The organism is Vibrio sp. 03-59-1 (assembly GCF_013114135.1).
GTDB lineage: Bacteria > Pseudomonadota > Gammaproteobacteria > Enterobacterales > Vibrionaceae > Vibrio > Vibrio cortegadensis.
Window position 1 is genome coordinate 124811 of sequence record NZ_VTYA01000003.1, and the last position, 24959, is coordinate 149769.

22 protein-coding genes are annotated in these 24959 nt (G+C 41.9%); 17 read left to right on the plus strand and 5 right to left on the minus strand.

From position 1 onward, the window contains the following. Positions 1-88: 88 nt before the first annotated feature. The 8 genes from prfC (at position 89) to deoD (ending at position 9128) form a co-directional block, all read left to right on the plus strand. Positions 89-1678, plus strand: a complete 1590-nt coding sequence (gene prfC, locus F0249_RS04035) for a peptide chain release factor 3 (protein ID WP_017054088.1) — start codon at positions 89-91, stop codon at positions 1676-1678. A gap of 231 nt (positions 1679-1909) precedes the next feature. Beyond that, positions 1910-2068 carry a hypothetical protein gene (locus F0249_RS04040; protein WP_171755943.1) on the plus strand — a complete coding sequence of 53 codons (159 nt, stop codon included), beginning with the start codon at positions 1910-1912 and terminating at the stop codon, positions 2066-2068. Beyond that, complete coding sequence (locus F0249_RS04045; protein WP_171755944.1) at positions 2061-2846, plus strand: TatD family hydrolase; 786 nt, start codon at positions 2061-2063, stop codon at positions 2844-2846. The genes F0249_RS04040 and F0249_RS04045 overlap by 8 nt, the downstream gene beginning before the upstream one ends. A gap of 204 nt (positions 2847-3050) precedes the next feature. After that, complete coding sequence (locus F0249_RS04050; protein WP_113799168.1) at positions 3051-4322, plus strand: NupC/NupG family nucleoside CNT transporter; 1272 nt, start codon at positions 3051-3053, stop codon at positions 4320-4322. 531 nt (positions 4323-4853) lie between these two features. After that, positions 4854-5630, plus strand: a complete 777-nt coding sequence (gene deoC / locus F0249_RS04055; RefSeq protein WP_017054084.1) for a deoxyribose-phosphate aldolase — start codon at positions 4854-4856, stop codon at positions 5628-5630. Between the two features lie 104 nt (positions 5631-5734). Next, a complete protein-coding gene (deoA, locus tag F0249_RS04060; protein WP_113799166.1) occupies positions 5735-7063 on the plus strand; it encodes a thymidine phosphorylase in 1329 nt (442 codons plus the stop codon). Positions 7064-7081: 18 nt separating this feature from the next. Next, complete coding sequence (locus tag F0249_RS04065; protein ID WP_113799164.1) at positions 7082-8302, plus strand: phosphopentomutase; 1221 nt, start codon at positions 7082-7084, stop codon at positions 8300-8302. Between the two features lie 106 nt (positions 8303-8408). Then, entirely contained in the window at positions 8409-9128 is a 720-nt protein-coding gene (deoD, locus tag F0249_RS04070) for a purine-nucleoside phosphorylase (protein ID WP_017054081.1), read from the plus strand. A gap of 91 nt (positions 9129-9219) precedes the next feature. On the opposite strand, the gene F0249_RS04075 is transcribed toward deoD, so the two are convergent. Continuing rightward, positions 9220-9825, minus strand: coding sequence for an AhpA/YtjB family protein (locus tag F0249_RS04075; RefSeq protein ID WP_171756016.1), 606 nt, complete (start codon positions 9823-9825; stop codon positions 9220-9222). A gap of 117 nt (positions 9826-9942) precedes the next feature. Between F0249_RS04075 and serB the strand changes: the two genes are divergently transcribed. Then, positions 9943-10923 carry a phosphoserine phosphatase gene (serB, locus tag F0249_RS04080; protein ID WP_171755945.1) on the plus strand — a complete coding sequence of 327 codons (981 nt, stop codon included), beginning with the start codon at positions 9943-9945 and terminating at the stop codon, positions 10921-10923. Positions 10924-11021: 98 nt separating this feature from the next. Here serB and F0249_RS04085 read toward each other — a convergent pair whose 3' ends face one another. Beyond that, positions 11022-13367 carry a PilZ domain-containing protein gene (locus F0249_RS04085; RefSeq protein ID WP_136995539.1) on the minus strand — a complete coding sequence of 782 codons (2346 nt, stop codon included), beginning with the start codon at positions 13365-13367 and terminating at the stop codon, positions 11022-11024. Positions 13368-13510: 143 nt separating this feature from the next. Here F0249_RS04085 and radA point away from each other — a divergent pair, with 143 nt between their 5' ends. Both radA and fusA read left to right on the plus strand, forming a co-directional pair. Further along, positions 13511-14890 carry a DNA repair protein RadA gene (gene radA / locus F0249_RS04090; protein ID WP_113799160.1) on the plus strand — a complete coding sequence of 460 codons (1380 nt, stop codon included), beginning with the start codon at positions 13511-13513 and terminating at the stop codon, positions 14888-14890. Between the two features lie 219 nt (positions 14891-15109). After that, positions 15110-17194 carry an elongation factor G gene (fusA, locus tag F0249_RS04095; protein ID WP_113799158.1) on the plus strand — a complete coding sequence of 695 codons (2085 nt, stop codon included), beginning with the start codon at positions 15110-15112 and terminating at the stop codon, positions 17192-17194. 177 nt (positions 17195-17371) lie between these two features. On the opposite strand, the gene F0249_RS04100 is transcribed toward fusA, so the two are convergent. The 3 genes from F0249_RS04100 to F0249_RS04110 all read right to left on the minus strand — a co-directional run bounded on the left by F0249_RS04100 (position 17372) and on the right by F0249_RS04110 (position 20228). Continuing rightward, complete coding sequence (locus tag F0249_RS04100; RefSeq protein WP_017054075.1) at positions 17372-17584, minus strand: VF530 family DNA-binding protein; 213 nt, start codon at positions 17582-17584, stop codon at positions 17372-17374. A 58-nt stretch (positions 17585-17642) separates the two neighbouring features. Further along, positions 17643-19328: an AMP-binding protein gene (locus F0249_RS04105; protein ID WP_171755946.1), complete on the minus strand. Its 1686-nt coding sequence runs from the start codon at positions 19326-19328 to the stop codon at positions 17643-17645. A 153-nt stretch (positions 19329-19481) separates the two neighbouring features. Next, positions 19482-20228: an AraC family transcriptional regulator gene (locus F0249_RS04110; protein WP_171755947.1), complete on the minus strand. Its 747-nt coding sequence runs from the start codon at positions 20226-20228 to the stop codon at positions 19482-19484. Positions 20229-20401: 173 nt separating this feature from the next. Here F0249_RS04110 and F0249_RS04115 point away from each other — a divergent pair, with 173 nt between their 5' ends. The 6 genes from F0249_RS04115 (at position 20402) to F0249_RS04140 (ending at position 24956) form a co-directional block, all read left to right on the plus strand. Then, positions 20402-20566 (plus strand): Flp family type IVb pilin, encoded by a 165-nt coding sequence (locus F0249_RS04115; RefSeq protein ID WP_017054072.1) that lies wholly within the window; start codon positions 20402-20404, stop codon positions 20564-20566. Between the two features lie 112 nt (positions 20567-20678). Next, entirely contained in the window at positions 20679-20837 is a 159-nt protein-coding gene (locus F0249_RS04120; protein ID WP_017054071.1) for a hypothetical protein, read from the plus strand. A 24-nt stretch (positions 20838-20861) separates the two neighbouring features. Continuing rightward, on the plus strand, positions 20862-21371 hold the full coding sequence (locus F0249_RS04125) for a prepilin peptidase (RefSeq protein WP_171755948.1): 510 nt from the start codon (positions 20862-20864) through the stop codon (positions 21369-21371). Between the two features lie 17 nt (positions 21372-21388). Beyond that, a complete protein-coding gene (locus tag F0249_RS04130) occupies positions 21389-22738 on the plus strand; it encodes an AAA family ATPase (RefSeq protein WP_171755949.1) in 1350 nt (449 codons plus the stop codon). Further along, a complete protein-coding gene (cpaB, locus tag F0249_RS04135) occupies positions 22735-23481 on the plus strand; it encodes a Flp pilus assembly protein CpaB (RefSeq protein ID WP_113799148.1) in 747 nt (248 codons plus the stop codon). Before F0249_RS04130 ends, cpaB begins: the two co-directional genes overlap by 4 nt. A gap of 8 nt (positions 23482-23489) precedes the next feature. Beyond that, complete coding sequence (locus tag F0249_RS04140; protein ID WP_171755950.1) at positions 23490-24956, plus strand: type II and III secretion system protein family protein; 1467 nt, start codon at positions 23490-23492, stop codon at positions 24954-24956. Positions 24957-24959 lie beyond the last annotated feature (3 nt).

Below are 24959 nucleotides of genomic sequence, written 5' to 3' on the forward strand. Positions count from 1 at the left end.
GAAAATACGCGAAAAATTGATTCATATCGCTAATCCAGAGTGCAATCTGCCCTGATGGATACATGTTAGCCCAAAGAAGATTACATTAATGTCAAATACTCCGTTTATCGGTGAAGTGTCTAAACGTAGAACCTTCGCTATTATCTCGCACCCGGATGCGGGTAAAACCACTATTACTGAAAAAGTACTCTTATTCGGAAACGCTATTCAAAAAGCGGGTACGGTAAAAGGTCGTGGCTCTAACCAACACGCTAAATCCGACTGGATGGAGATGGAAAAAGAGCGTGGTATTTCGGTTACTACCTCTGTGATGCAGTTTCCTTACAACGACTGCCTCGTTAACCTACTTGATACTCCTGGACACGAAGATTTCTCGGAAGATACTTACCGTACATTGACTGCCGTTGATTCGTGCTTGATGGTTATTGATGCCGCTAAAGGTGTCGAAGATCGTACGCGTAAATTAATGGAAGTTACTCGCCTACGTGATACGCCTATCGTGACGTTCATGAACAAATTGGACCGCGATGTTCGTGATCCAATGGAAGTGTTAGATGAAGTCGAAAGCGAATTAGGCATGGCCTGTGCACCTATCTCATGGCCTATCGGTTGTGGTAAAGAGTTTAAAGGTGTGTATCACATTCATCGCGATGAGACGATCTTATATGAATCAGGCCACGGTCATGAGATCCAAGACGTTCGTATCATTAAAGGTCTAGATAACCCTGAGCTTGATATTGCTGTCGGTGAAGATCTTGCTGCAAGTGTACGTGATGAACTAGAACTTGTTATTGGTGCATGTCCTGAGTTTGATCACGAGCTTTTCCTTGCTGGTGAGTTAACGCCTGTTTACTTCGGTACTGCATTAGGTAACTTTGGTGTTGACCATATGTTGGATGGCCTAACGGAATGGGCACCTGCCCCACAAACTCGCAAAGCAAATGAGCGTGATGTTGTGGCAACCGAGGAAAAATTCTCTGGTTTTGTATTTAAAATTCAAGCGAATATGGATCCAAAACACCGTGACCGTATTGCTTTCATGCGTATCGTATCGGGAACTTACAACCAAGGTATGAAGATGAACCATGTTCGTACCGGTAAAAATGTCAGTATTTCAGATGCGGTAACCTTCATGGCGGGCGATCGTACTCGTGCTGAAACTGCGTATGCGGGTGATATCATTGGTTTACACAACCACGGCACGATTCAAATCGGTGATACTTTCACGCAAGGCGAAAACTTGAAGTTTGCAGGTATTCCGAATTTCGCACCTGAATTGTTCCGTCGTATTCGCTTAAGAGATCCTCTAAAGCAGAAACAGCTATTGAAAGGTTTAGTTCAACTTTCGGAAGAGGGCGCGGTACAGGTATTCCGTCCACTGCAAAATAACGATCTTATTGTGGGCGCGGTTGGTGTTCTTCAGTTTGATGTTGTTGTGGCTCGTTTGAAAGCGGAATATAACGTTGAAGCTATCTACGAAGGTGTCAACGTTGCAACAGCGCGTTGGATTGAGTGTAGTGATGCTAAGATGCTTGAAGAGTTTAAGCGTAAGAACCAAAGTAATTTAGCATTGGATGGTGGCGATAACCTATCTTATGTTGCTCCAACGATGGTGAACCTTAACCTTGCGTCAGAACGTTTCCCTGACGTTCAGTTTAGAGCGACTCGTGAACACTAATCTGATTTGATCGATAGTTAGCGATAATTATTGGTTCGAACATGTAAAACGCCTATTGTTAAATCAATAGGCGTTTTTTATGCGTTCAATCTAATCTTTTGTACTTTGGCATTTATTTCTATTCATACGCTCTGATTACTGAGTTCTTATGACTGAGCCTTTATAGCTGAGCCTTTATAACTGAGCCTGTATAACTGAGTGCCAAATAACCATGCTACACGGAGGAGTAATATGATCAAATGGCTACGAGGGTGGGTGGCTCGTTATGATCTTTGGTGTCAATCTATGGGATTAACTCCAGAGCAAAGGCGCAGTTGTGTTCCATATAAAGAAGAGCCAAAACGTGAAAATAATGAAGAATCAATGAAAAGAGAGTCAACGAATGAATGATTCGATTCGGCTATTTGACACTCACTGCCACTTTGATTTTGAACCCTTCCGACAGCATTTTAGTGATGAACTTGAAGCGGCTAAAAACCAAGGCGTAGAGAAAATTCTCATTCCGTCGATTGGAATGAAGAATTGGGCAGAGATTCAGCGCTTATCTATACAACATGATGAGATCAGCTATGCCTTAGGTTTTCATCCTTACTTTTTGAATGACTATTTAATAGAAGATATAGATGAGTTAGAGAGAGAGTTACAGGTGTCACCGATAAAATGCGTGGCGATAGGAGAGTGCGGTTTAGATTTCGCCATTGATATTGGTCATCAACAGCAAGAAGCGTTCTTTATCCGTCAAATTCAGCTGGCGAACTTAATGAAATTACCACTTATTCTCCATTGTCGAAAAGCTCACAATAGAATGATTCAGCTACTGAAGATCCATAGACCAGGGAAAGGAGGGGTACTGCACGGCTTTTCTGGAAGCTATCAGCAAGCGATGGATTTTGTCGCGTTAGGATTCTATATCGGCGTTGGCGGTGTCATCACATACCCACGAGCGAATAAAACTAGGCAAGCGATTGCATGCTTACCATTAACCTCACTGGTACTAGAAACGGATGCTCCAGATATGCCAATAAATGGGTGCCAAGGCCGTGCAAACCACCCTAAAAACGTGATTAACATTTTTGATGAGTTGGTTTTGATTAGAAAAGAGACAGAGCAAACGGTTGCTTCTCAAGTGTGGGAAAATAGCCATTCTCTCTTTGCTATGTGTGAATAAAATCGAAACAAAATGTTCCCTTGATGAGAAAGTTATCACTTATTGGTGATCTTTGTCACATATGCGGGTGAATGACTTATGAATCTTATAAGAAAGTGTGAGGTCGGCATTACTTTATTTCTGAGGGCGTGAGTATAATTGCCCCCGCTTTTTAGTTCCATTTTGTTACACGCCAATACACAACTTATAAGGAAGTCATAAACTATGAGCCTGTTTATGAGCCTAGTCGGCATGGTAGTTTTAATTGCAATTGCAGTCCTACTATCAGATAACCGCAAAGCTATCAATATCAGAACAGTGGGTGGTGCTTTTGCTATCCAATTTATTATCGGTGCATTCGTTCTTTATGTACCTTGGGGTCGCGATCTTCTAGCAGGTTTCTCTGCTGGTGTTGCAAACGTGATCGATTACGGTAAAGACGGTACAGGTTTCCTATTTGGTAGCCTAGTTAACTTCTCAGTTGACGGTATCGGATTCATCTTCGCGTTCCAAGTTCTACCAACGCTGATTTTCTTCTCTGCACTTATCTCTGTACTTTACTACATTGGTGCGATGCAAATAGTAATCAAAGTTCTTGGTGGCGGTCTGCAAAAAGCATTAGGTACGTCTCGTGCGGAATCTATGTCTGCTGCGGCTAACATCTTCGTTGGTCAAACTGAGGCACCTCTTGTTGTGCGTCCGTTTGTTCCAAAAATGACACAGTCTGAACTATTCGCAGTAATGTGTGGTGGTCTAGCTTCTGTTGCTGGTGGTGTACTTGCTGGTTACGCTTCAATGGGTGTTCCACTAGAGTACCTTGTAGCGGCATCATTCATGGCTGCACCTGGTGGTCTACTGTTTGCTAAAATCATCAAGCCTGAAACTGACACTCCAGATGAGAACCTAGGTACTGACATCGACGGTGGCGACGACAAGCCTGCTAACGTTATCGATGCAGCTGCTGGCGGTGCTTCTGTTGGTCTTCAACTTGCTCTTAACGTTGGTGCAATGCTACTAGCATTCATCGGTCTAATCGCGCTAATCAACGGTATGTTGGGCGGCATCGGTGGTTGGATTGGTATGCCTGAGCTAACTCTAGAACTTATTCTAGGTTGGATCTTCGCACCTCTAGCATTCGTTATCGGTGTTCCATGGGAAGAAGCGACAATCGCTGGTACTTTCATTGGTCAGAAAACGGTAGTTAACGAATTCGTTGCATACCTAAACTTTGTTCCTTACGTTGGCGATAACGCTCAACTAGTAGCAGAGACTGGTAAAGTAATGTCTGAGAAAACTCAAGCAATTATCTCGTTCGCTCTATGTGGTTTCGCAAACCTTTCTTCTATTGCGATTCTACTAGGTGGTCTAGGTGGTATTGCTCCTAACCGTCGTCACGACATCGCTAAGATGGGTGTGAAAGCGGTAGCAGCAGGTACTCTATCTAACCTAATGGCTGCAACAATTGCTGGTTTCTTCATTACACTTATGGCTTTTTAAGTCCATATAGTTTAGTTAATAAATAACTATATAGACGCCATTTAAATAGAGCCCCGTAGCAAGAAATTGCTGCGGGGCTTTTTTTTTGTAAAAACGGAAGAAGAGAGCCACACCTATTTGACAGAATTAGGAAGCGTTTGTTTTCTACAGATTTGGTTAAATAGGGGGCTTTTCTAAAGTATTTTGAGATACAAACCGTTTGCGTTCTAAGGAGCACTACATTTTTTTATAGAAATCTATAATGTATAAACCATAGAGATAGGATTCTCTTGTTGGCTTAAGCGCTTTAATTAGCCTAGGAATATAGCTAAACTTATACATGTTAGACACAACATGACTGAATTGTTGTGCCATAGACCAAACTGGTACTGTGCGGTGACAAGGATAGCAATTGATAATACGGGGTGTGTTATCAAGTCTTCAGGGAACCAAGTCCGTTCATTTGTGACTACTGAGCAAAATTATTATTCCTATCTATACTAGGTAGGGGCAAGGTAGTTGACTATTTGAATATATTGATCGGAGATAGAAATGAGCGATTTAAAAGCAGCAGCTCTACGTGCACTAAAACTTATGGACCTAACTACGTTGAATGACGACGACACTGATGCAAAAGTGATTTCGTTATGTCATGACGCGAAAACTGCAGTGGGTAATACCGCAGCAATCTGTATCTACCCTCGTTTTATTCCTATTGCTAAGAAAACGCTACGCGAGCAAGGTACACCAGAAGTACGTATTGCAACGGTAACAAACTTCCCACACGGTAACGATGATATCGCTATCGCGGTTGCGGAAACAAAAGCTGCTGTTGCTTACGGTGCAGACGAAGTTGACGTAGTATTCCCATACCGTGCCCTAATGGCTGGTAACGAAGAAGTCGGCTTTGAGCTTGTTAAGCAATGTAAAGAAGCATGTGGTGATATCACGCTTAAAGTGATCATCGAAACAGGTGAACTAAAAGAAGAAGCATTAATCAAGAAAGCATCTAAAATCTGTATCGAAGCAGGTGCTAACTTCATTAAAACTTCAACAGGTAAAGTGCCTGAAAATGCAACACCAGAATACGCACGTATGATGCTAGAAGTTATTCGTGACATGGGCGTAGCAAAAACAGTTGGTTTCAAACCTGCTGGTGGTGTTCGTACTGCTGAAGATGCTGCGCTATACCTAGGTATGGCTGATGAGCTTCTTGGTGGTGAGTGGGCTGATAACATGCACTACCGTTTTGGTGCTTCAAGCCTACTAACAAACCTACTGAATACATTAGAAGTGACGGACGAAACTGCAGATCCTGCAGCTTACTAATCCTTAATTCTAACTAAGATGGAGTGAGTGATGAATCATTGTCACTCCATCTTGTCTCTTATCCTACAAACCCAAAACTCTAGCAAAGAGTCGGGGAGGCACTAATGTATTTACCACAAGAAATCATCCGTAAAAAACGCGACAACGAAGTTCTTACTACTGAAGAAATCAACTTCTTCATTCAAGGTGTTGCAAAGAATACTGTATCTGAAGGCCAAATCGCTGCATTCGCAATGGCGATCTTTTTCAATGAAATGACGATGCCAGAACGTATCGCACTTACCTGTGCAATGCGTGATTCAGGCATGGTTATCGATTGGTCTCACATGAATTTTGGTGGTCCAATTGTCGATAAACACTCTACTGGTGGTGTTGGTGACGTAACTTCTCTAATGCTTGGCCCTATGGTGGCAGCATGTGGTGGTTTTGTACCAATGATCTCTGGCCGAGGCCTTGGTCACACTGGTGGTACTCTTGATAAACTAGAATCAATTCCTGGTTACAATATCACACCAACTAACGACGTATTTGGACAAGTAACCAAAGACGCGGGTGTGGCTATTATTGGTCAAACTGGTGATCTAGCCCCGGCTGATAAACGTGTTTACGCGACTCGTGATATTACTGCGACGGTTGATAACATCTCACTTATCACAGCTTCAATTCTTTCTAAGAAATTGGCTGCAGGTCTTGATTCGCTAGTAATGGATGTAAAAGTAGGTTCAGGCGCATTCATGCCAACTTATGAAGCATCTGAAGATCTCGCTCGTTCTATTGTTGCTGTTGCAAATGGTGCAGGCACCAAAACAACGGCGATTCTAACGGATATGAACCAAGTATTAGCGTCTTCTGCAGGTAATGCTGTTGAAGTTCGTGAAGCGGTTCAATTCTTGACTGGCGAATACCGTAACTCTCGTCTTCTGAACATCACTTTAGCATCATGTGCTGAAATGTTAGTGCTGGGCAATCTTGCGAAAGATTCAGATGAAGCTCGCGCTAAATTGATGGAAGTTCTGGATAACGGAAAAGCGGCAGAGTGCTTTGGTAAAATGGTTGCAGGCCTTGGTGGCCCAGCAGACTTCGTAGAAAACTACGATAATTACCTAGAGAAAGCAGAAATTATTAAACCAGTGTACGCACTTGAAAGTGGCATTGTTTCAGCAATGGATACGCGTGCAATTGGTATGGCTGTTGTAGGAATGGGCGGCGGTCGTCGCGTGGCTACAGACAGCATCGATTATGCAGTAGGCTTTGATGGGTTCATTCGTTTAGGCGAAACAGCAAGCAGTGATAAGCCACTAGCAATTATTCATGCCCGCACAGAAGAGCAATGGCAAGAAGCGGCGAAAGCGCTGCAAAGTGCTATTGTTGTGGGTGGCACTTACGAAGCAACTCCAGATGTGTACCGTCAGATTCGTTCTGAAGACGTATAACATTTGGTGGAGAGAGCAATGAAAAGAGCATTTATTTTAGTTTTAGATTCATTCGGTATTGGCGAAGCACCTGATGCAGAAAAGTTCGGTGATGTAGGTTCTGATACTCTTGGCCACATCGCAGCTCACTGCGCACAAGGCAAAGCTGATAATGCAGATCGTAAAGGTCCATTAACGCTACCTAACCTATCTAAACTAGGTTTAGCGATGGCACATAAAGAAGCAACGGGCGAATTTGCTCCAGGTCTTGATGCGAATGCTGAGATCATTGGTGCTTACGGCCATGCCGCTGAACTTTCTTCTGGTAAAGATACGCCTTCAGGTCACTGGGAAATCGCAGGTGTTCCAGTACTGTTTGATTGGGGCTACTTTACAGATAAAGAAAACAGCTTCCCGAAAGAGCTGACAGATCGCATTCTTAAGCGTGCAAACCTGCCTGGCTTCCTAGGTAATTGTCACTCATCGGGTACAGAAATCCTAGATAACCTAGGTGAAGAACACATGAAGACTGGCTTACCAATCTTCTACACTTCAGCAGACTCTGTTTTCCAGATCGCTTGTCATGAAGAGACATTCGGGCTGCAAAACCTATTAGACCTTTGTCAGATTGCTCGTGAAGAACTAGCAGACTACAACATCGGTCGTGTTATCGCTCGTCCGTTTATTGGTGCTGGTAAAGGTCAATTCGAACGTACGGGTAACCGTCGTGATCTTTCTGTTGAGCCACCTGCAGCAACGGTTTTACAAAAACTCGTTGATGAGAAAGGCGGACAAGTACACTCAATTGGTAAGATCTCTGATATCTACGCAGGTTGCGGTATTTCTAAGAAAACGAAAGCGACAGGTATCCCTGCTCTATTCGAAGCAACGAAAGAAGCGATTACAGCAGCAGAAGACAACACAATCGTATTCACTAACTTTGTTGATTTCGATTCAGCTTATGGTCACCGTCGTGATGTTGCGGGTTATGCTGCAGCTCTAGAGTATTTCGATAACCGTTTACCTGAAATCTTAGAGATGATGGGTGAAGATGATATCGTGATTCTAACAGCAGACCACGGTTGTGATCCTACTTGGCCTGGTACTGACCATACTCGTGAGTTTATTCCAGTATTAGCTTACGGACCAAAACTACCAGCAGGTTCATTAGGTCACCGTAGTACTTTCGCTGATATCGGCCAAAGCCTAGCAGAGTACTTTGGTACTTCTGATATGGATTACGGAAAAAGCTTTCTATAAGCAATAATGAAATAGGGGCGCAATAGCGTCCCTTTTTATATACGAATAGGCATATTTGGTGCTTATTCGTATATTCAATTGAAACTTGAAACAGAGGATAACGTTAATGGCTACTCCACATATTAATGCTGAAATGGGCGACTTTGCTGATGTTGTATTGATGCCTGGTGACCCTATCCGTGCTAAATACATTGCAGATACATTCCTAGATGATGTTGTTCAAGTATGTGATGTTCGTAACATGTTTGGCTACACTGGCACATACAAAGGTCGTAAGATTTCTGTAATGGGGCACGGAATGGGTATCCCATCTTGCTCTATCTACGCCACTGAATTGATCAAAGATTTTGGTGTGAAGAAAATTATTCGTGTGGGTAGCTGTGGCGCGGTTAGCGAAGATATTAAAGTTCGTGATGTTGTGATTGGCATGGGTGCATGTACAGACTCTAAAGTGAACCGTATTCGCTTTAAAGGCCATGATTTCGCTGCAATTGCGGATTATAAAATGGTTCGTAATGCTGAAGATGCAGCTAAAGCTCGTGGTATCGATGTGAAAGTTGGCAACCTATTCTCGGCTGAACTTTTTTATACTCCAGATCCAGAAATGTTTGATGTGATGGACAAATACGGAATCGTAGGCGTAGAGATGGAAGCGGCTGGTATCTACGGCGTTGCTGCTGAATATGGCGCAAAAGCTCTGACTATCTGTACGGTTTCAGATCATATTAAAACAGGCGAACAGACGACTTCAGACGAACGTGCAACAACGTTTAATGACATGATGGAAGTTGCATTAGATTCAGTATTGCTAGGCGATAAAGATTAATCTAACGTTCTATTATGAATAAAAAACCTCGCACCAACGTAAGTGCGAGGTTTTTTTATTTGCGGCGTAAAAGCGGAGTATACTTTTTCGGTTAGCCTACATTTTTTAGTAGTAAGTTTTCCCCTTTATCCCTTGGCTTTCTTCGTAAGATAGCCACAATGAGCATGCCACTGAGGAAGCTCATTATCAGCATTAGATACATGTAACGATCACTTTTTCGATAATGGTGATCAGAAATAGCCGTTACTTTACCCGTTTCGAATGTGATCCTCACAAAACCAATGATATTACCATCGTTAAACACCGGTTCTAACAACTGCTGCCTGCCAATACTTGCGGTTGAAAGAGGCGTATCAAGCCCTAAAACCTCACGAGCCGTCAGCGCTTTATCACTTGAAGCGAGCCGAACCCCCTCCGCGTCATAAATCGTGGCATCAAACACTAAGCGATCTTGAGAAAGTTGGTTGGTTAATTTTAGTAGTCGTTCCTGATCTTGCTGTGTGATCATCTCGCTAGCCGAAAGTGCGGCTTGGGAGATCAGGACTTTAGTTAATGTCTCAAGCTGTCGAGACTGAATTTTTTCATTACCTTTACTGATCACAACACTATTTTTGATTGTTGTAATAAACATGACGACCAAAAGCGCCAAAATGAGAATACGAAATGCATTTCTCAGAGAAAATAACGAACCGTCAATTTTTGATACGTCCATTTGGGTCCCATGGAAACAAATTTACATTTCATCCATATTGAGACTTGCGTTTTTAAATTGCAATAGGTTAACGTCTTAGGAGGCCAATTAGGAATCATATACATGGAAGCGTTAAAGATTTTACCAATAAAGAGGCACACCTCGTTACTGACTCGTTTACCTGAGACAATAAAAACATCACAACTTGCCCGAGCAAAGGCGACATGGATCGTTTTCGGAGAATTTTTATCTCCTGAATGTTTTGATGAGATAGATGAGCATACAGGGATCGAGCATATTATCTTAGATACATGGAAGGTCGGCCATTATGAGGTTGCCTTGATGTCAGGAGCGTTAACCGAGCAGCACAAACAAGTGCTTCATGCTTTAGAGCTCGATTATGCCAACTTAAGTGAAGTTCCAGATCTATCAAAACCTGGATTGATCGTCATGGATATGGACTCAACCGCAATACAGATTGAGTGCATTGATGAGATCGCCAAACTGGCGGGTGTGGGAGAGCTTGTTTCTGAAGTGACAGAGCGAGCCATGCAAGGTGAACTCGACTTTGAACAGAGTTTACGCCAAAGAGTGGCAGCGTTGAAAGGTGCAGATGAATCCATTCTAGAACAGGTGAGATCAACTCTCCCATTGATGCCTGATCTTGAAGAGCTGGTTAATACACTCAGTGCCTTAGGTTGGAAAACCGCTATTGCATCAGGGGGCTTTACCTATTTTTCCGATTATTTGAAAGATAGCCTAGATTTGGATCACGCTCAGTCTAATACATTGGAAATCATCGATGGAAAATTAACCGGACAAGTGCTGGGGGATGTTGTATCGGCAACAACGAAAGCGGATATCTTGTTGGAACTTGCTGATAAATATAATGTAGAAGTACACAACACCGTTGCTGTTGGTGACGGTGCAAATGACTTAGTGATGATGGATATCGCAGGCTTAGGGGTCGCTTATCATGCAAAACCTAAAGTGGAAGAACGAGCGAAAACCGCAGTTCGCTTTTCTGGTTTAGGTGGTGTGCTATGTATTTTATCGGCAAAATTAGCGGTACAGAAAAAAATCAGTTGGAAGAGTAAACCCTAGCGGATTTTGATTTTTCTAAAAGTTTAAAAGTTAAAAGTTTAAAAGTTTAAAAACGGAAGAACAAAGAGTGGCATTGCAGCCACTCTTTTTCGTTCTGTTTAAGTGAGTTCTAGGCGTATCATTACTTCCTCGGTGATATCAACAATTTCACCATAGCCAATGATCGAACGGATCTCTTTATCCAGTTTTCCTGCGTCATGGATACTCACTTGGGTTAGCTCATCAATGTCATATTGAAGCAGTGAAGTAGTTGAGTTAAACACCGGTGCGCCTGAGATCCGAAGCACATAAACTTCTCCCATCTCTTTGGCTTTTTTGATGAAATCGATTCGTTCTCTAGCGTGCTTAAAATCATCAGATAATTTGGTATGAATCGATTGAAGCTTTCCACCAAATTTAATCGCTGCAATATACACTTCATGATACTGCAGCTCTGCGCCTTCAATTCTCTTGAGGGGAGTTGCCAGTAGGGAATTACTGCGCCCTTTAAATATAGGCTCTAGTGATAAGCACTCCTCATGGCCCAATTTTGCAAGTAGTACTAAATGGTTCGGGAGTGGGTAATTCACCCCTATAACCTTAGTTCTTAAATTCGAATCATGCTTATCGATAAAAATAGGAGAGCTGACTATTTTATTGAGTAATGAGTTATGTAGGCTTTCAAGTAAACTGTTGCTAGCCAATAGCTCGTGTACCTCTTTTAATTTGTCTTTATTGTGCTCAATAATACTATTGAAAAAGGCAATGGTTTTAGTCGTTCGACTCGTATTTTCAATAGCCAGTTGTACACACCTTGCATTTGGGCTGATACGAATCACTTGATACGGAACCTCTCCCAGCGGAAGCGATTTATCGTACAACTGTAGCTCTTTAAGATTGACAGAAAGAGAGTCACCAGCCTTAAGTGGAGCAGCGGTATCTAGAATTAGGCTGATACCATGTTTTGAAATATCAATGGAGTGGCCTGTGAATGGTAAGGCGTCTGATGTGGTGATCTCCACAGGTGACTTAAACTGATAACGAGGCTCTTTTCGTCGCCCTTGAGCATCAAAAAAGATAGCTTTTGGTTGACCAAGGATCTGTCTTGAATGACGGAATTGGTTGAGTTCATTACTGGCCAGGCGAGGGCGTTCCGTTAGTAGATAATCTGAACTAGACTGCTCGTTGCCTATCTCTTGTAAGATGCCGCAGTGAGTGAGCCCTTGTGAACTATCGTTCAGTTCAGTTGAGTGCTGCGCTAACGATTGACTCTCTTCTTCTGAAAGCTCAAATATTGAAAGTCGAAAGGCTTTCCAGCTCGGTCTTTTCGCTCCGATGTGCCAGAAGAGTTGCCTTTGTTCTCTGCTCGCTTCTGGGAGCATCATTGAGTAAAAAAGCGTCTTATTTTGGTGAGTATGGGTAAAAGAGTAGATGACGTTACTTGATCCCTTTAACCCCGGTCTCGTCAATAGATCCATTCGTTCAGAATTAAATAATGTTCCGAATGCTTGTTGGTTTCGCTCATCATGCCAATACTGCCATAGTGGTTGATTGTTATCGGTGAGCAGCGCCAGTTTGAGTTCACTGCCGCTGAAAAATAGCGGTAGATTCCCAGTGTGTTTCAAATAGGCGTGTTCATAACCACGGGTTCTTGCTTGGATGATTTTATCTTGATTATCATGACGAGTTTTTTTGCTATTGCTTGTTAACGATTCAGTGATCACTTGATTAACGATATCTGTTTCAGTTAAACGCATTGTGCGTAAGAACTTTATCGCGTCATTTTCGTGTGAATCATCAATGCCTAAAATTCGGTATACGATAGGTTTATCTATTCCAACCACTTCGGACTGTTTCATTAGTTCCGTGAAAGTCACCGCAATTTCTTGTCCCAAGTTATAGTCAAATGCGCTAGGCACTTTAAAGCGAGCGCCGGAGCCCGATAAATCAACACTCAAACCGTGTATAACTTGGGATTTTGGTAGCTCAATTTTAACTTGAGAGAAGACTTTTAATCGGTTTTCTTGGCGCTTGAGGCTGTAACCTAAGTGAATAGGTTCTGCTTCATATGGACTATCAGGGTTAGTAATACTCTTTGATTGTTTAGCGTTGGGCTGTTGATTCAATACCCTAAAATTATTTTTCGTATTATTTAACGCCTCCCAAACCCCTTCGGTGTAACTTCCGAAGCGTCTGGTGTTTTTATGGTAAGCATTAAAGGCAACATCATCGAGCCAATGCTGTATTCCATCTAACTCATATTCTCTACATTCGCCCTGTACTTTGCCGCGAAGATCAATTTTCTTCGAGCAAGGGGCCATAATTCGGTTCAACTCCATCTTAACTAAGAGTTTTACTGATGGAGGCTCTCCATTTGTGACTTGAGATAAGACATAGTCAAAATCATCAGCGTGATAAGTGGAGATTAGCCGTTCTGTTAGTGAGAGAATTTCAGATTGCTGCATACTTTTCTGTTAGAGTGAGTTTGTCATATAGAACATCGGCTGATTGCCTTAGAACTTTAGCGATGAGTTACACCTGCTCAACTAAATATTAACCTATATTGACCTATTTTGTTTATATAGTTGGAAGAGAAATTAGAGGAAACATGGCAAAAGCAAAACGAGCGTATGTATGTAATGATTGTGGTGCGGACTTTCCGCGTTGGCAAGGTCAATGCAATGCATGTGGTTCATGGAATACAATAACTGAAGTTCGATTGGCGGCTTCTCCTCAAGTCGCGAGAAATGAGCGATTGTCGGGCTATGCGGGTGCGGTGACTGAAGCTCAAGTTCAGACATTATCTGAAATAAATCTTCAAGAGGTTCCTCGTTTTTCAAGCAGTTTTAAAGAATTTGATCGAGTGCTAGGAGGAGGGGTTGTTCCTGGTGCTGCTATCCTTATTGGTGGTAACCCTGGCGCAGGTAAATCAACATTATTGTTACAAACAATGTGTCGGCTTGCTGCTGAAATGCCGACGTTATATGTGACGGGGGAAGAATCTCTTCAGCAAGTGGCTATGCGAGCCTCTCGATTGGGACTGCCGAAAGAGCATTTAAAGATGCTTTCGGAAACCAACGTAGACAAAATTTGTCAGATCGCCGAAAAAGAGCAACCCAAAATAATGGTTATCGACTCGATTCAAGTGATGCATGTGGCCGATGTTCAATCGTCACCAGGCAGTGTTGCTCAAGTTAGAGAGTCTGCAACAGCGTTAACTCGTTACGCTAAGCAAAATAATGTGGCCGTTTTTCTTGTTGGACACGTAACTAAAGACGGAACACTGGCTGGACCGAAGGTGCTAGAACACATTATTGACTGTTCTGTATTACTTGATGGTAGCGCTGACAGTCGGTTTAGAACGTTACGCAGCCATAAAAACCGCTTTGGTGCGGTGAATGAGCTAGGCGTGTTTGCAATGACAGGTCAAGGCTTAAAAGAGGTAACGAATCCTTCTGCTATATTTCTATCAAGAGGCGAAGAGCAGACTTCAGGTAGCTCAGTGATGGTTGTCTGGGAAGGAACTCGCCCCTTACTTGTTGAAATTCAAGCGTTAGTGGATTATTCACAGCTCTCTAACCCGAGGCGAATTGCTGTGGGGTTAGATCAAAACCGATTGTCACTCCTTTTGGCTGTGTTGCATAAACATGGTGGACTTCAAATGGCTGACCAAGATGTCTTTGTCAACGTGGTCGGGGGTGTTAAAGTAACAGAAACAAGTGCTGATTTAGCGTTAGTCATAGCATTACTGTCTAGCTTTAAAGACAGAGCGCTACCTAAAGATGTGGTTGTTTTTGGTGAAGTCGGTTTAGCGGGGGAGATTCGCCCTGTGCCTAGTGGACAAGAACGTTTAATGGAAGCGGCAAAACACGGTTTCACTAAAGCAATCGTTCCTTTTGCTAATATGCCAAAAGGTGGCGTTGAAGGTATGCAGATCCATGGTGTTAAAAAATTATCGGATGCAATTAACGCTTTCGATGAATTGTAACTTATGTAAATATGCAGCAATGATTCAAGTAAATTAATGACTTTTATATAAATAACAATTCCATAAAAATCAATTGCTTATTTTTTTTAAGTCGATGGCTCTTTTGCTTTATACAGTAAAGTGAAAGTTTTTTAATCTCAAATGCACGCAAAGCTATCAGTCTTCACAGATTGTGATATACTCTGCGCGCATTTTATATCCTATTAACAGAGTAAAACGATGACTGATTTATCAAAATACAGAAACATTGGTATTTTCGCGCACGTTGATGCGGGTAAAACCACTACAACTGAGCGTATCCTTAAACTTACTGGCCAGATCCACAAAACTGGTGAAGTTCATGATGGTGAATCGACTACCGATTTCATGGAACAGGAAGCTGAGCGCGGAATTACTATCCAATCAGCAGCAGTAAGCTGTTTCTGGAATGATCACCGTTTAAACGTTATCGATACTCCTGGACACGTTGACTTCACAGTTGAAGTATACCGTTCACTTAAAGTACTTGATGGCGGCATCGGTGTATTCTGTGGTTCTGGTGGTGTTGAACCTCAATCAGAAACTAACTGGCGTTACGCTAACGAATCAGAAGTATCTCGTCTGATCTTCGTTAACAAACTAGACCGTATGGGTGCAGATTTCTACAGCGTTGTTGACCAAGTTAAAAACGTTCTAGGTGCAAACCCACTAGTTATGGTTCTACCAATTGGCCGCGAAGATGACTTCGTTGGTGTTGTAGACCTTCTAAGCCGTAAAGCATACGTTTGGGATGACACTGGTCTTCCTGAAAACTACGAAATTCTTGACGTTCCAGCTGATATGGTTGATGACGTTGAAGCTTACCGTGAAGAGCTAATCGAAACTGCTGTTGAGCAAGACGATGACCTTATGGAAGCTTACATGGAAGGTGTTGAGCCTTCTATCGAAGACATCAAGCGTTGTATCCGTAAAGGTACTCGTGAGCTTGCATTCTTCCCAACATTCTGTGGTTCTGCATTTAAGAACAAAGGTGTTCAAATCGTTCTTGACGCAGTAGTAGATTACCTACCTGCTCCAACTGAAGTTGATCCACAACCTCTAATGGACGAAGAAGGCGAAGAGACTGGCGAACACGCTATCGTTTCTGCTGATGAAACCTTCAAAGCGCTAGCATTCAAAATCATGGATGACCGTTTTGGTGCACTAACATTCGTACGTATTTACTCTGGTAAATTGAATAAGGGTGACACCATCCTTAACTCTTTCACAGGTAAAACTGAGCGTGTTGGCCGTATGGTTGAGATGCAAGCTGATGACCGTAACGAACTTACTAGCGCACAAGCTGGTGATATCATCGCTATCGTTGGTATGAAAAACGTTCAAACTGGTCACACTCTATGTGATCCTAAGCATCAAGTAACACTTGAGCCAATGGTTTTCCCAACGCCAGTAATCTCTATCGCAGTATCTCCAAAAGATAAAGGCGGTTCTGAGAAAATGGGTATCGCGATCGGTAAAATGGTTGCAGAAGATCCATCTTTCCAAGTTGAAACTGACGAAGAAACTGGCGAAACTATCCTGAAAGGTATGGGTGAGCTTCACCTAGACATTAAAGTTGATATCCTTAAGCGTACTTACGGTGTTGACCTTACAGTTGGTGCTCCTCAAGTTGCTTACCGTGAAACTATCACTCAACCAATTGAAGATAGCTACACGCATAAGAAACAATCTGGTGGTTCTGGTCAATTCGGTAAGATCGATTACCGTATCAAACCAGGTGAGCCAAACTCAGGCTTCACATTCAAGTCTTCTGTAGTGGGCGGTAACGTTCCTAAAGAATTCTGGCCTGCAGTAGAGAAAGGCTTCGCTGGCATGATGGAGAACGGTGTTCTTGCTGGTTTCCCAACGCTAGACGTTGAAGTTGAACTATTCGATGGTGGTTTCCACGCAGTCGATTCATCTGCTATCGCATTTGAAATCGCAGCGAAAGGTGCATTCCGTCAGTCTATGCCTAAAGCTGGTGCTCAACTTCTTGAGCCTATCATGGCAGTTGACGTGTTCACTCCAGACGATCACGTTGGTGATGTTATCGGTGACCTTAACCGTCGTCGTGGCATGATCAAAGACCAAATGGCTGGTCTAACTGGTGTTCGTATTAAAGCTGACGTACCTCTTTCAGAAATGTTTGGTTACATCGGTCACCTACGTACAATGACTTCTGGTCGTGGTCAATTCTCTATGGAATTCGCACACTACTCAGCATGTCCAATGAACGTTGCTGAAGAAGTTATCGCTAAAGTTAAAGCAGAGAAAGAAGCTAAGTAATTAGTCTTTTTCTTTAAAATAACTTAAAAAAGCCCCGCTAGTCTGACTAGCGGGGCTTTTTGTTATTAGCTTATTGGCATTGAAACGTTAAGTTGAAAGGTGAGCGGGTGATAACTCTATACCAATTCGTTTCTAAAGAGATTTACTGTATCGGCATAAATAATCCTGCTTTAACTTCTAACGCTTTAGGTCAATATACAATTTCTCAACTTTAGCGCGTGCCCAATCAGTTTTTCTCAAGAACTTTAAGCTCGATTTAATGCTTGGGTTACTCTTAAAGCAATTCACATTCACGATATGGCTCAACTCTTCCCAACCGTAATGATCAACGAGTTCCGTTAATAGTTTTTCTAAAGTAATGCCATGCAATGGGTTGTTCGCTTGTGTCATGCTGTTATCTCTTGATAAATATTGCGTCTAGTATAACAGCATCTTGACGGCCGCTACTTTATTCTTCCCATACAACAAGCTTATCCTTTGGCCAGTTATGACCAATTTCATGGTATTTCTGCTCCAAAACATGACGCTTAATTTTTAATGTCGGGGTGAGAACGCCATTTTCGATACTCCAAGGTTCCTTGATCATCAATACGCCTTTAATTTTTTCATGCGAAGCGAGCTTGGTATTCATTTTTTCGATAACTCGTCGAGAGGTTTTTTCATAACGAGCTCGATCAAAATTTGGGAAATCATGAGGAACGACAAGTAAAATCGGGCCAGGTAGACCAAGACCAATTAAGCACATCATCTCTACACGGCTGTATTCAAAGAGCTTATTCTCAATAGGAACAGGTGCTACAAACTTCCCTTTCGCTGTTTTGAAGGTGTCTTTTTTACGACCTCTGATCGTTAGATAGCCCTCGTTATCAATGGACCCGATATCACCGGTATGCAACCAACCCTCATTATCAAATGACTCTTTAGTCGCGATGTCATTTTTGTAGTAGCCAGAGAATAGTCCATTGCCTCGAACCATAATTTCATCATCACCAGCAATTTTTAATTCGATTCCAAGGCCAGCGCTTCCAACGGTACCAATCTTTTCTGCTCGGTATGGGAAGTTAAGCGTGCTATAGGCAAACGACTCGGTCATTCCCCAGGCTTCTGAGATATGTAAACCGATGCTTTCATACCACTCTAGTAGCGCGGGAGATACTGGTGCTGAGCCACACCCAAGTACTCGAGCTTGATCAAGCCCTAATCCATCAGCCAGTTTTTTCTTGATGATAGAATTAATGAAAGGGATCTTCATCAGAATATTCAGCTTACGTTGAGGCAGTTTATCTTGGATACGCTGTTGGAACAGAGTCCATAAACGAGGTACTGAGATAAACAGTGTAGGGCGTTGCATTTTTACATCTTCAATAAAGGTATCAAGAGACTCAGGGAATGCGGTTTGAACGCCTCCCATGATTGATGACCCAAAGATATAGACTCGTTCAGTAATATGAGCGAGAGGTAAATATGAGAACAAACGGTCATTAGGCTGAATGCCGATATGGTTAATGAGTTGCTGAACGGACCATGCAAAGGCTCCATAAGTAAGCATTGCTCCTTTAGGGACGCCTGAGGTGCCAGACGTATAAACCAGCGACATGAGTTTGTCATCATGATGCTGCGGGCGAAACTCACTTGGAACGTTTTGCTTCATTAGCTCACTAAATTGGTATTGGCAGTTTGGAGCACTATCATATGGCAGAGCAATACTGATCAAATCAGGCAGGTTCGCAAGAACTTGTTGGGTGGCCTTTGCATCATCGAGTTTTCCTGTAAGCAGAATTTTACTTTCACTATGGGTTAAGCAGTACTCAACAGTATCTGCTCCGGCTGTGGGGAAAATAGGGACGCTGACATAGTCACCAAGCATCATAGCGAGATCGCAAATAAACCACTCAGCACAGTTCTTTGATATGAGGGCTATCTTATCGCCGGGTTTAGCACCTAAATCTTGCAAAGCAGAGACTAATTTAAGTGCCTGTTCTGCGACGTCTGAATAGGTAAACTCGACGAATTGGCGGTTGATAATCTGCTTTAGATAGACCTCATCAGGGCGTTCCTGTGCCCATTTCAAGATCATTTCATTCGGTAGCGGGAGAGCGCAAGTTGTTGTGCTTAACTTGTTAGGCTGATTCATTGTCTAACTCCATGTTATTGGCAACGATTATATTGTTATTATGTTAATTTCTTGTTAATTCTAGCATGTAACCATCACAAGGGAAAAGCGGATCTACTGTTTAATGTCTAGAAATCATAGCTATAGCGATGAACGCTGTTAGAAATAAATTCATTAGTGATTCGTCCTAAAAGTACCCGGACTCATACCTGTTTTCTTTTTAAAAATGCGAGAAAAATAGGAGACATCCTTGTAACCACATTGATATGCAATAAAGGATATTTTGATTTTTCGATCTGAAATGAGCATTTTTTTTGCGTTGTTGATTCTTTTATTACAGACATAATCACGAAAGCTAATACCTACAACCTTATGAAATAGCTTAGAAAAATAAGTAACGGAATAATGACACTGTTTGGCAATATCATCTTCTTTGATCACTTTATCTAGATTGTCTTCCACGTAACGTAGAATACTAATAATCTCTTTACCGACATTATTTTTTATGATTAAAGGCTCATCTTTTACCTGTTCTAGTACTTCTCGATGTGAATCAAAACTTAAATGTACCTTCAGGGTAAAATCTTGGAGCCATGAATTAAAATTGTCACTATCGACAGATATCTGGCTATAGATAACACTATGGTTAAATAGCTCTTTATTTACTCTTCCTTGATACAACACAATTAGATTTTTACCTAAGTTTTGGGCGATTTTTTGTGCTACCAATAAAAGCGGGTAATTTGACGCTTCATCCAAAAAAAAGAAAGAAAACTGAACATTGGGTTCGCTGAGTATTGATACGTCATCATTATGTTCTTTTAAATCAAAATAAAATTTCAATTCATTAAAAACATCATGTGGTAATTGAGACAAAGGTTTTCCTAACCAATGGCCAGTTCGTTGCACATCCATATGCATAAAGTATCCAATTATTTTCTTAAACCAAAAGCATTAATTTCGTTCTTATAGTTAGAATAGAAGTTGTGCGGAAAAGTACAAGAACATAACAAAAAAGTCCTAACCGTTATTGATAATAATATCTAAATTTAAAAAGCAATCGGAATGAAGTTGCATTGGAAGGAGACCAAATAATGAATAAATTTATTACGAACTGCAAAGCATTTATGCAAGATGAAGAAGGGTTAACCGTTGTCGAGTATGTTGTAGGCGCTGGTTTGTTAGTTGCTGCATTATCTGCAATATTTACAGGGCTTGGAACTGATATGAAAAACAAGCTTGATAACTTAATAACTTAATAACTTAATAACTTAATAGGTTGATTTGATTGTTAATTTAGCCAAAAAGCACTGAGATTATATCTACCTAAATATAATCTCTTGTGCTTAGGCTAGTGAAAGGAATTTAGTGATGGCTTGGAGAAAAATAAAGCAATTCCTTGATGACGAAACAGGGTTGACGGTTGTTGAATACGTTGTGGCAGCAGGGCTACTTGTGGGTGCTCTAACGACTCTTTTTGTTGGTTATGGTGATATTTTAAGTCAGTCGTTGAGTAAAGTTATAGGTTGATAAATATGTTAGAAAAGAGCGTGTATGAATATAATTTTCTGGGGATGTTTGTTTTTAATTGCCGTGCATGACGCTAGAGATAATAGAATTCCAAACTATTTACTATTGTTAATATTATTTTTGTCTATTATTCAAATAGCTAACCAAGGAGCAACTCTAGAGGAGTTTGGATATTTAATGGCCTCTGGATTGATTCTTTTCTCTGTAGGGTTAACCTTTTACTTTTTAGGAGCAATGGCTCCTGGTGATGTGAAATTGCTAGGTATCATTGGAATTATCGTGGGCTGGGATTCGTTATTGTTAGCATCTTACTGGATATTGATTTCTGGTGGACTAGTTGGGGGCTTTTACATGCTTGAACGAATGTCAACTGAGGCTTCAGGTTCTAAAATACTATTAAACAAATCATCTTTATTCATGTTGTATGGACGCTCAACAAGTAAAATAATTAGTTTGTCTAGCCATTCTAAAAAATTAAGAATGCCATTTGCGCCCGTTGTTGTTATTGGGTTAGCACTACATAGCTATTTCTAATTAGAGAAGGGGTCTCTATGGAAATGAATATTAAATCAGGACATAAGGACGATCTGACACCGCAAGCTGCTGCGCCTAAAGTGCCAACCTCTTTTGATGCTCTCAATATTCCTCAAGTCGTGATCGAGAATCTCCTCATTAAGCAATTAGCTGCTTATCCTAAGTCTGATATTTTAGCTCTAACTCGCCTAATGGGTATAAATAGCCACATGATTGAAACCTTGATCGCTGTGTTAAGGAAAAAATCGTTTGTCGAAGTGTTTCAGGCGGCCAGTGAAACTTTTGCCTCTCAAAGTAACTCTGGTCATGTGCGATATGCTTTATCAGAGCAAGGAATGCAAGAAGCGGACACTGCTTTTAAGAAAGATGCCTACTTAGGCCCAACGCCAGTCTCTCTTGGTGATTATGATCGAATGGTGAAGGAACAAGACGTTCGAGCTCATTTAGTCACAAGAGGTGATGTGACTAGTGCATTAAGTGATGTTTATGGTGCTGAACGCATGGTCTCTGTTCTTGGTCCTGCGATCAATTCAGGTCGGGCACTGCTTCTCTACGGGGATGCGGGAACAGGGAAAACGTATGTTGCAACTCGTTTACTTAACTCTCTGAACACCTCTGTTTATATTCCTTATGCCGTATACGCGGCAGGAAACATCATTAAAGTTTTTTCTCCGCAACATCATAAAAGAGTGGATAGCAACCATATCAATGACTCTATCTCTTTTAAATCTCAATATGATAAGCGTTGGGTGTTGAGTGAGCGTCCCAGTATTCAAGTGGGAGGTGAGCTCACTATGGATATGCTGGAAGTTAATCATACCGAACACAACCGAGTTTGGATGGCTCCGCTTCAAATGATGGCGAATAACGGCATATTCATTATTGATGATTTAGGTCGTCAACCGATGCCAGTTGATACGCTACTGAATCGCTGGATTGTTCCTATGGAGTATTTCTTCGATTACTTGTCGCTTCCTAATGGGCAACAAATATCCATCCCATTCATTCTCACTTTAGCTTTTTCAACAAATTTAAAGCCAGAGACGATCGCCGACCCTGCATTTTTGCGTCGTCTAGGTTACAAGATTCAGTTTAATCCACTAAAAGAGGATGAATACCAAGCCTTATGGGAGCTAATGGCACAAGGTAAGTCATTAACTCTAGAACATGATTTATTTAAACCATTACTACAACTGCATCGTCAACATAATGTGGGTTATTACCCATGCCTACCTAAGGATATTGTAGGTATCAGCAAGGATATTATTGCATTCGAAGAGACAGACCCTGTGATCACTCCAACGATATTAGAGCGTGCTTGGGAAGTCTACTTTACTGCCGATGGCAAAGGAGGAGGTGCAAGATGAACAGAAATCAGGTCATTTTATTGTTTTTATTGTCGATTATCTTTGGCTTGGCTGCGGTGTTTTTTGCTAAGCAATGGATGGATAGGCAGTCACAGCCACAAACCGAAGTGGAAGTCGTATTACGTGAGCCTGTGATCATCGCAGCACAAGAGATCCCGGCGGGAACGGTGATTGAAGATCAGCACCTTACCACTAAGTTGCTAGAGGAAGATTGGCGCAGCGAATATCAATATACTGAAGCTACTGAGTTACTAGGACAAGTTGCCGCCACCTCAATCTATTCTGGGGAAATCGTGAATACTCAAAGGATGTCGGTCGGTGCTGAAGGTTCCGCTCTTGCCTCATTAATTCCTGAAACGAAACGAGCGGTGACTATTCGTGTAAATGACGTGATTGGTGTAGCGGGTTTCTTATTACCGGGTAATAAAGTGGATATTCTTAATACGATTTCGTACGGCAAAGGATCAGCGAATACCGTGACGGTTTTAAAAGATATCAAAGTATTAGCGGTCGATCAGACAGCAAGAAGTAAAGAAAATAAGCCGATTATCGTTCGAGCGGTGACATTGGAAGTTTCACCGAAAGAGGCGGAAAAATTATTAACAGCGAAGAGTAAAGGAGAGATCCAACTCACGTTGCGTAACCCACATGAGCCGAAAGAAAAAGTGGTGCGTCGCTATGTATCTCCTAGTGTCACCATCATCAAAGGGACACAGTCTTCCAATGTTCGAGTCAGGGATTGAGGTGATACATGAAGAAAATAATCATAATTGTATTCGTGTGGTTGATAAGCAGTTTTGGCGTTATGGCATCTACACAGACAGGGAAAGTAGTCAAAGTCCCTCATCATAAATCAACACATGTTGAATTATCAGGAAAAGCAAAACGAGTCTCGTTAGGAGATCCTGAAGTACTCGATATCGTCATGCTTAAGTCTGATGAATTGTTTCTAATCGGTAAGAAGCTAGGTTCCACCAATTTAATGGCTTGGGATAGCCGTGGACAACTGATTGAGTCAATAAATATTGAAGTGACTCATGACCTTAATAGTTTAAAAGCAAAGCTTTACGAATTCCTACCAGATGAAACCGTCGAAGTTCATAGTGCTCAAAATAGGTTGATTTTAAGTGGACAGGTGAGCTCTCAAGAGAAGATGAATGTTGCTTTGCGGGTTGCTGAAACTTATGCATCAGGCCAAGAAGCGGATGCGGCGAAAAGTTCTCTTAGCGTACAGACGCAACAGACAGGAATCATCAACTTGATGTCTATCGGTGGTGCGCAGCAGGTCATGCTAGAAGTGACGGTAGCAGAAGTTCAACGTAGCCTTGTTCGTCGTTTTGATGCCAGTTTTCACTTCTTTGAACAGAACGGGAATTTCTCATGGGGCGGAACGTCTGGTGGTGGGATCCTCGATGATATTGGCGGCTCTGTAGGGCCTATTTTTAACAATCCAACCGTGACTAAAACGGGAATCTTAGGGGCATTTGTTGATGGCGATACGCTGTTCACGTTTGCTCTTGATATGGCTAAGCAGAGTGGTGTGGCAAAAGTGTTAGCGGAACCGAACTTAACGGCATTAAGCGGTTCTAAAGCTGAGTTTTTAGCTGGGGGCGAGTTCCCAATCCCTGTACCTGATGATGATGGCATTACCATTGAATACAAAGAATATGGGGTCGGCCTTAAGTTTATTCCTACCGTTCTTAGTGATAAAAAAATCAACTTAAATTTAGCGGTAGATGTCAGTGAGATTGCTAGCGCAAATAGCCTAACGTTGTCACCAAATGGCACCAATGGGACTTATTATATTCCTCCGATTACCCGTCGTAGTGCGTCATCAACGTTAGAGCTAGCCGATGGGCAAACTATTGGTATTGCTGGTCTACTCAGTGAAAATGTTCGTGATGCTTCGAATAAAATGCCAGGCTTTGGGGATATTCCAGTATTGGGCCAATTGTTCAATAGCCAAGAGTACATTTCTGGCGAAACGGAACTGGTTATTCTAGTCACACCTCGATTAGCGGCTCCAATTGATCGAAATAAAATCACCTTACCCACCGACGCATTTGTTAATCCTACCGACCTGAAATACTACTTGCTGGGAATGGGCGCATACATTGATTCATCGGTTAAACCTTCAGTAAATCAAGCGCCTTCAGATCCTGAGTTCTTGGATAATAGTCAAGGTGGCTCAGAAGGTTCATTTGGACACAGTTTATAGGAG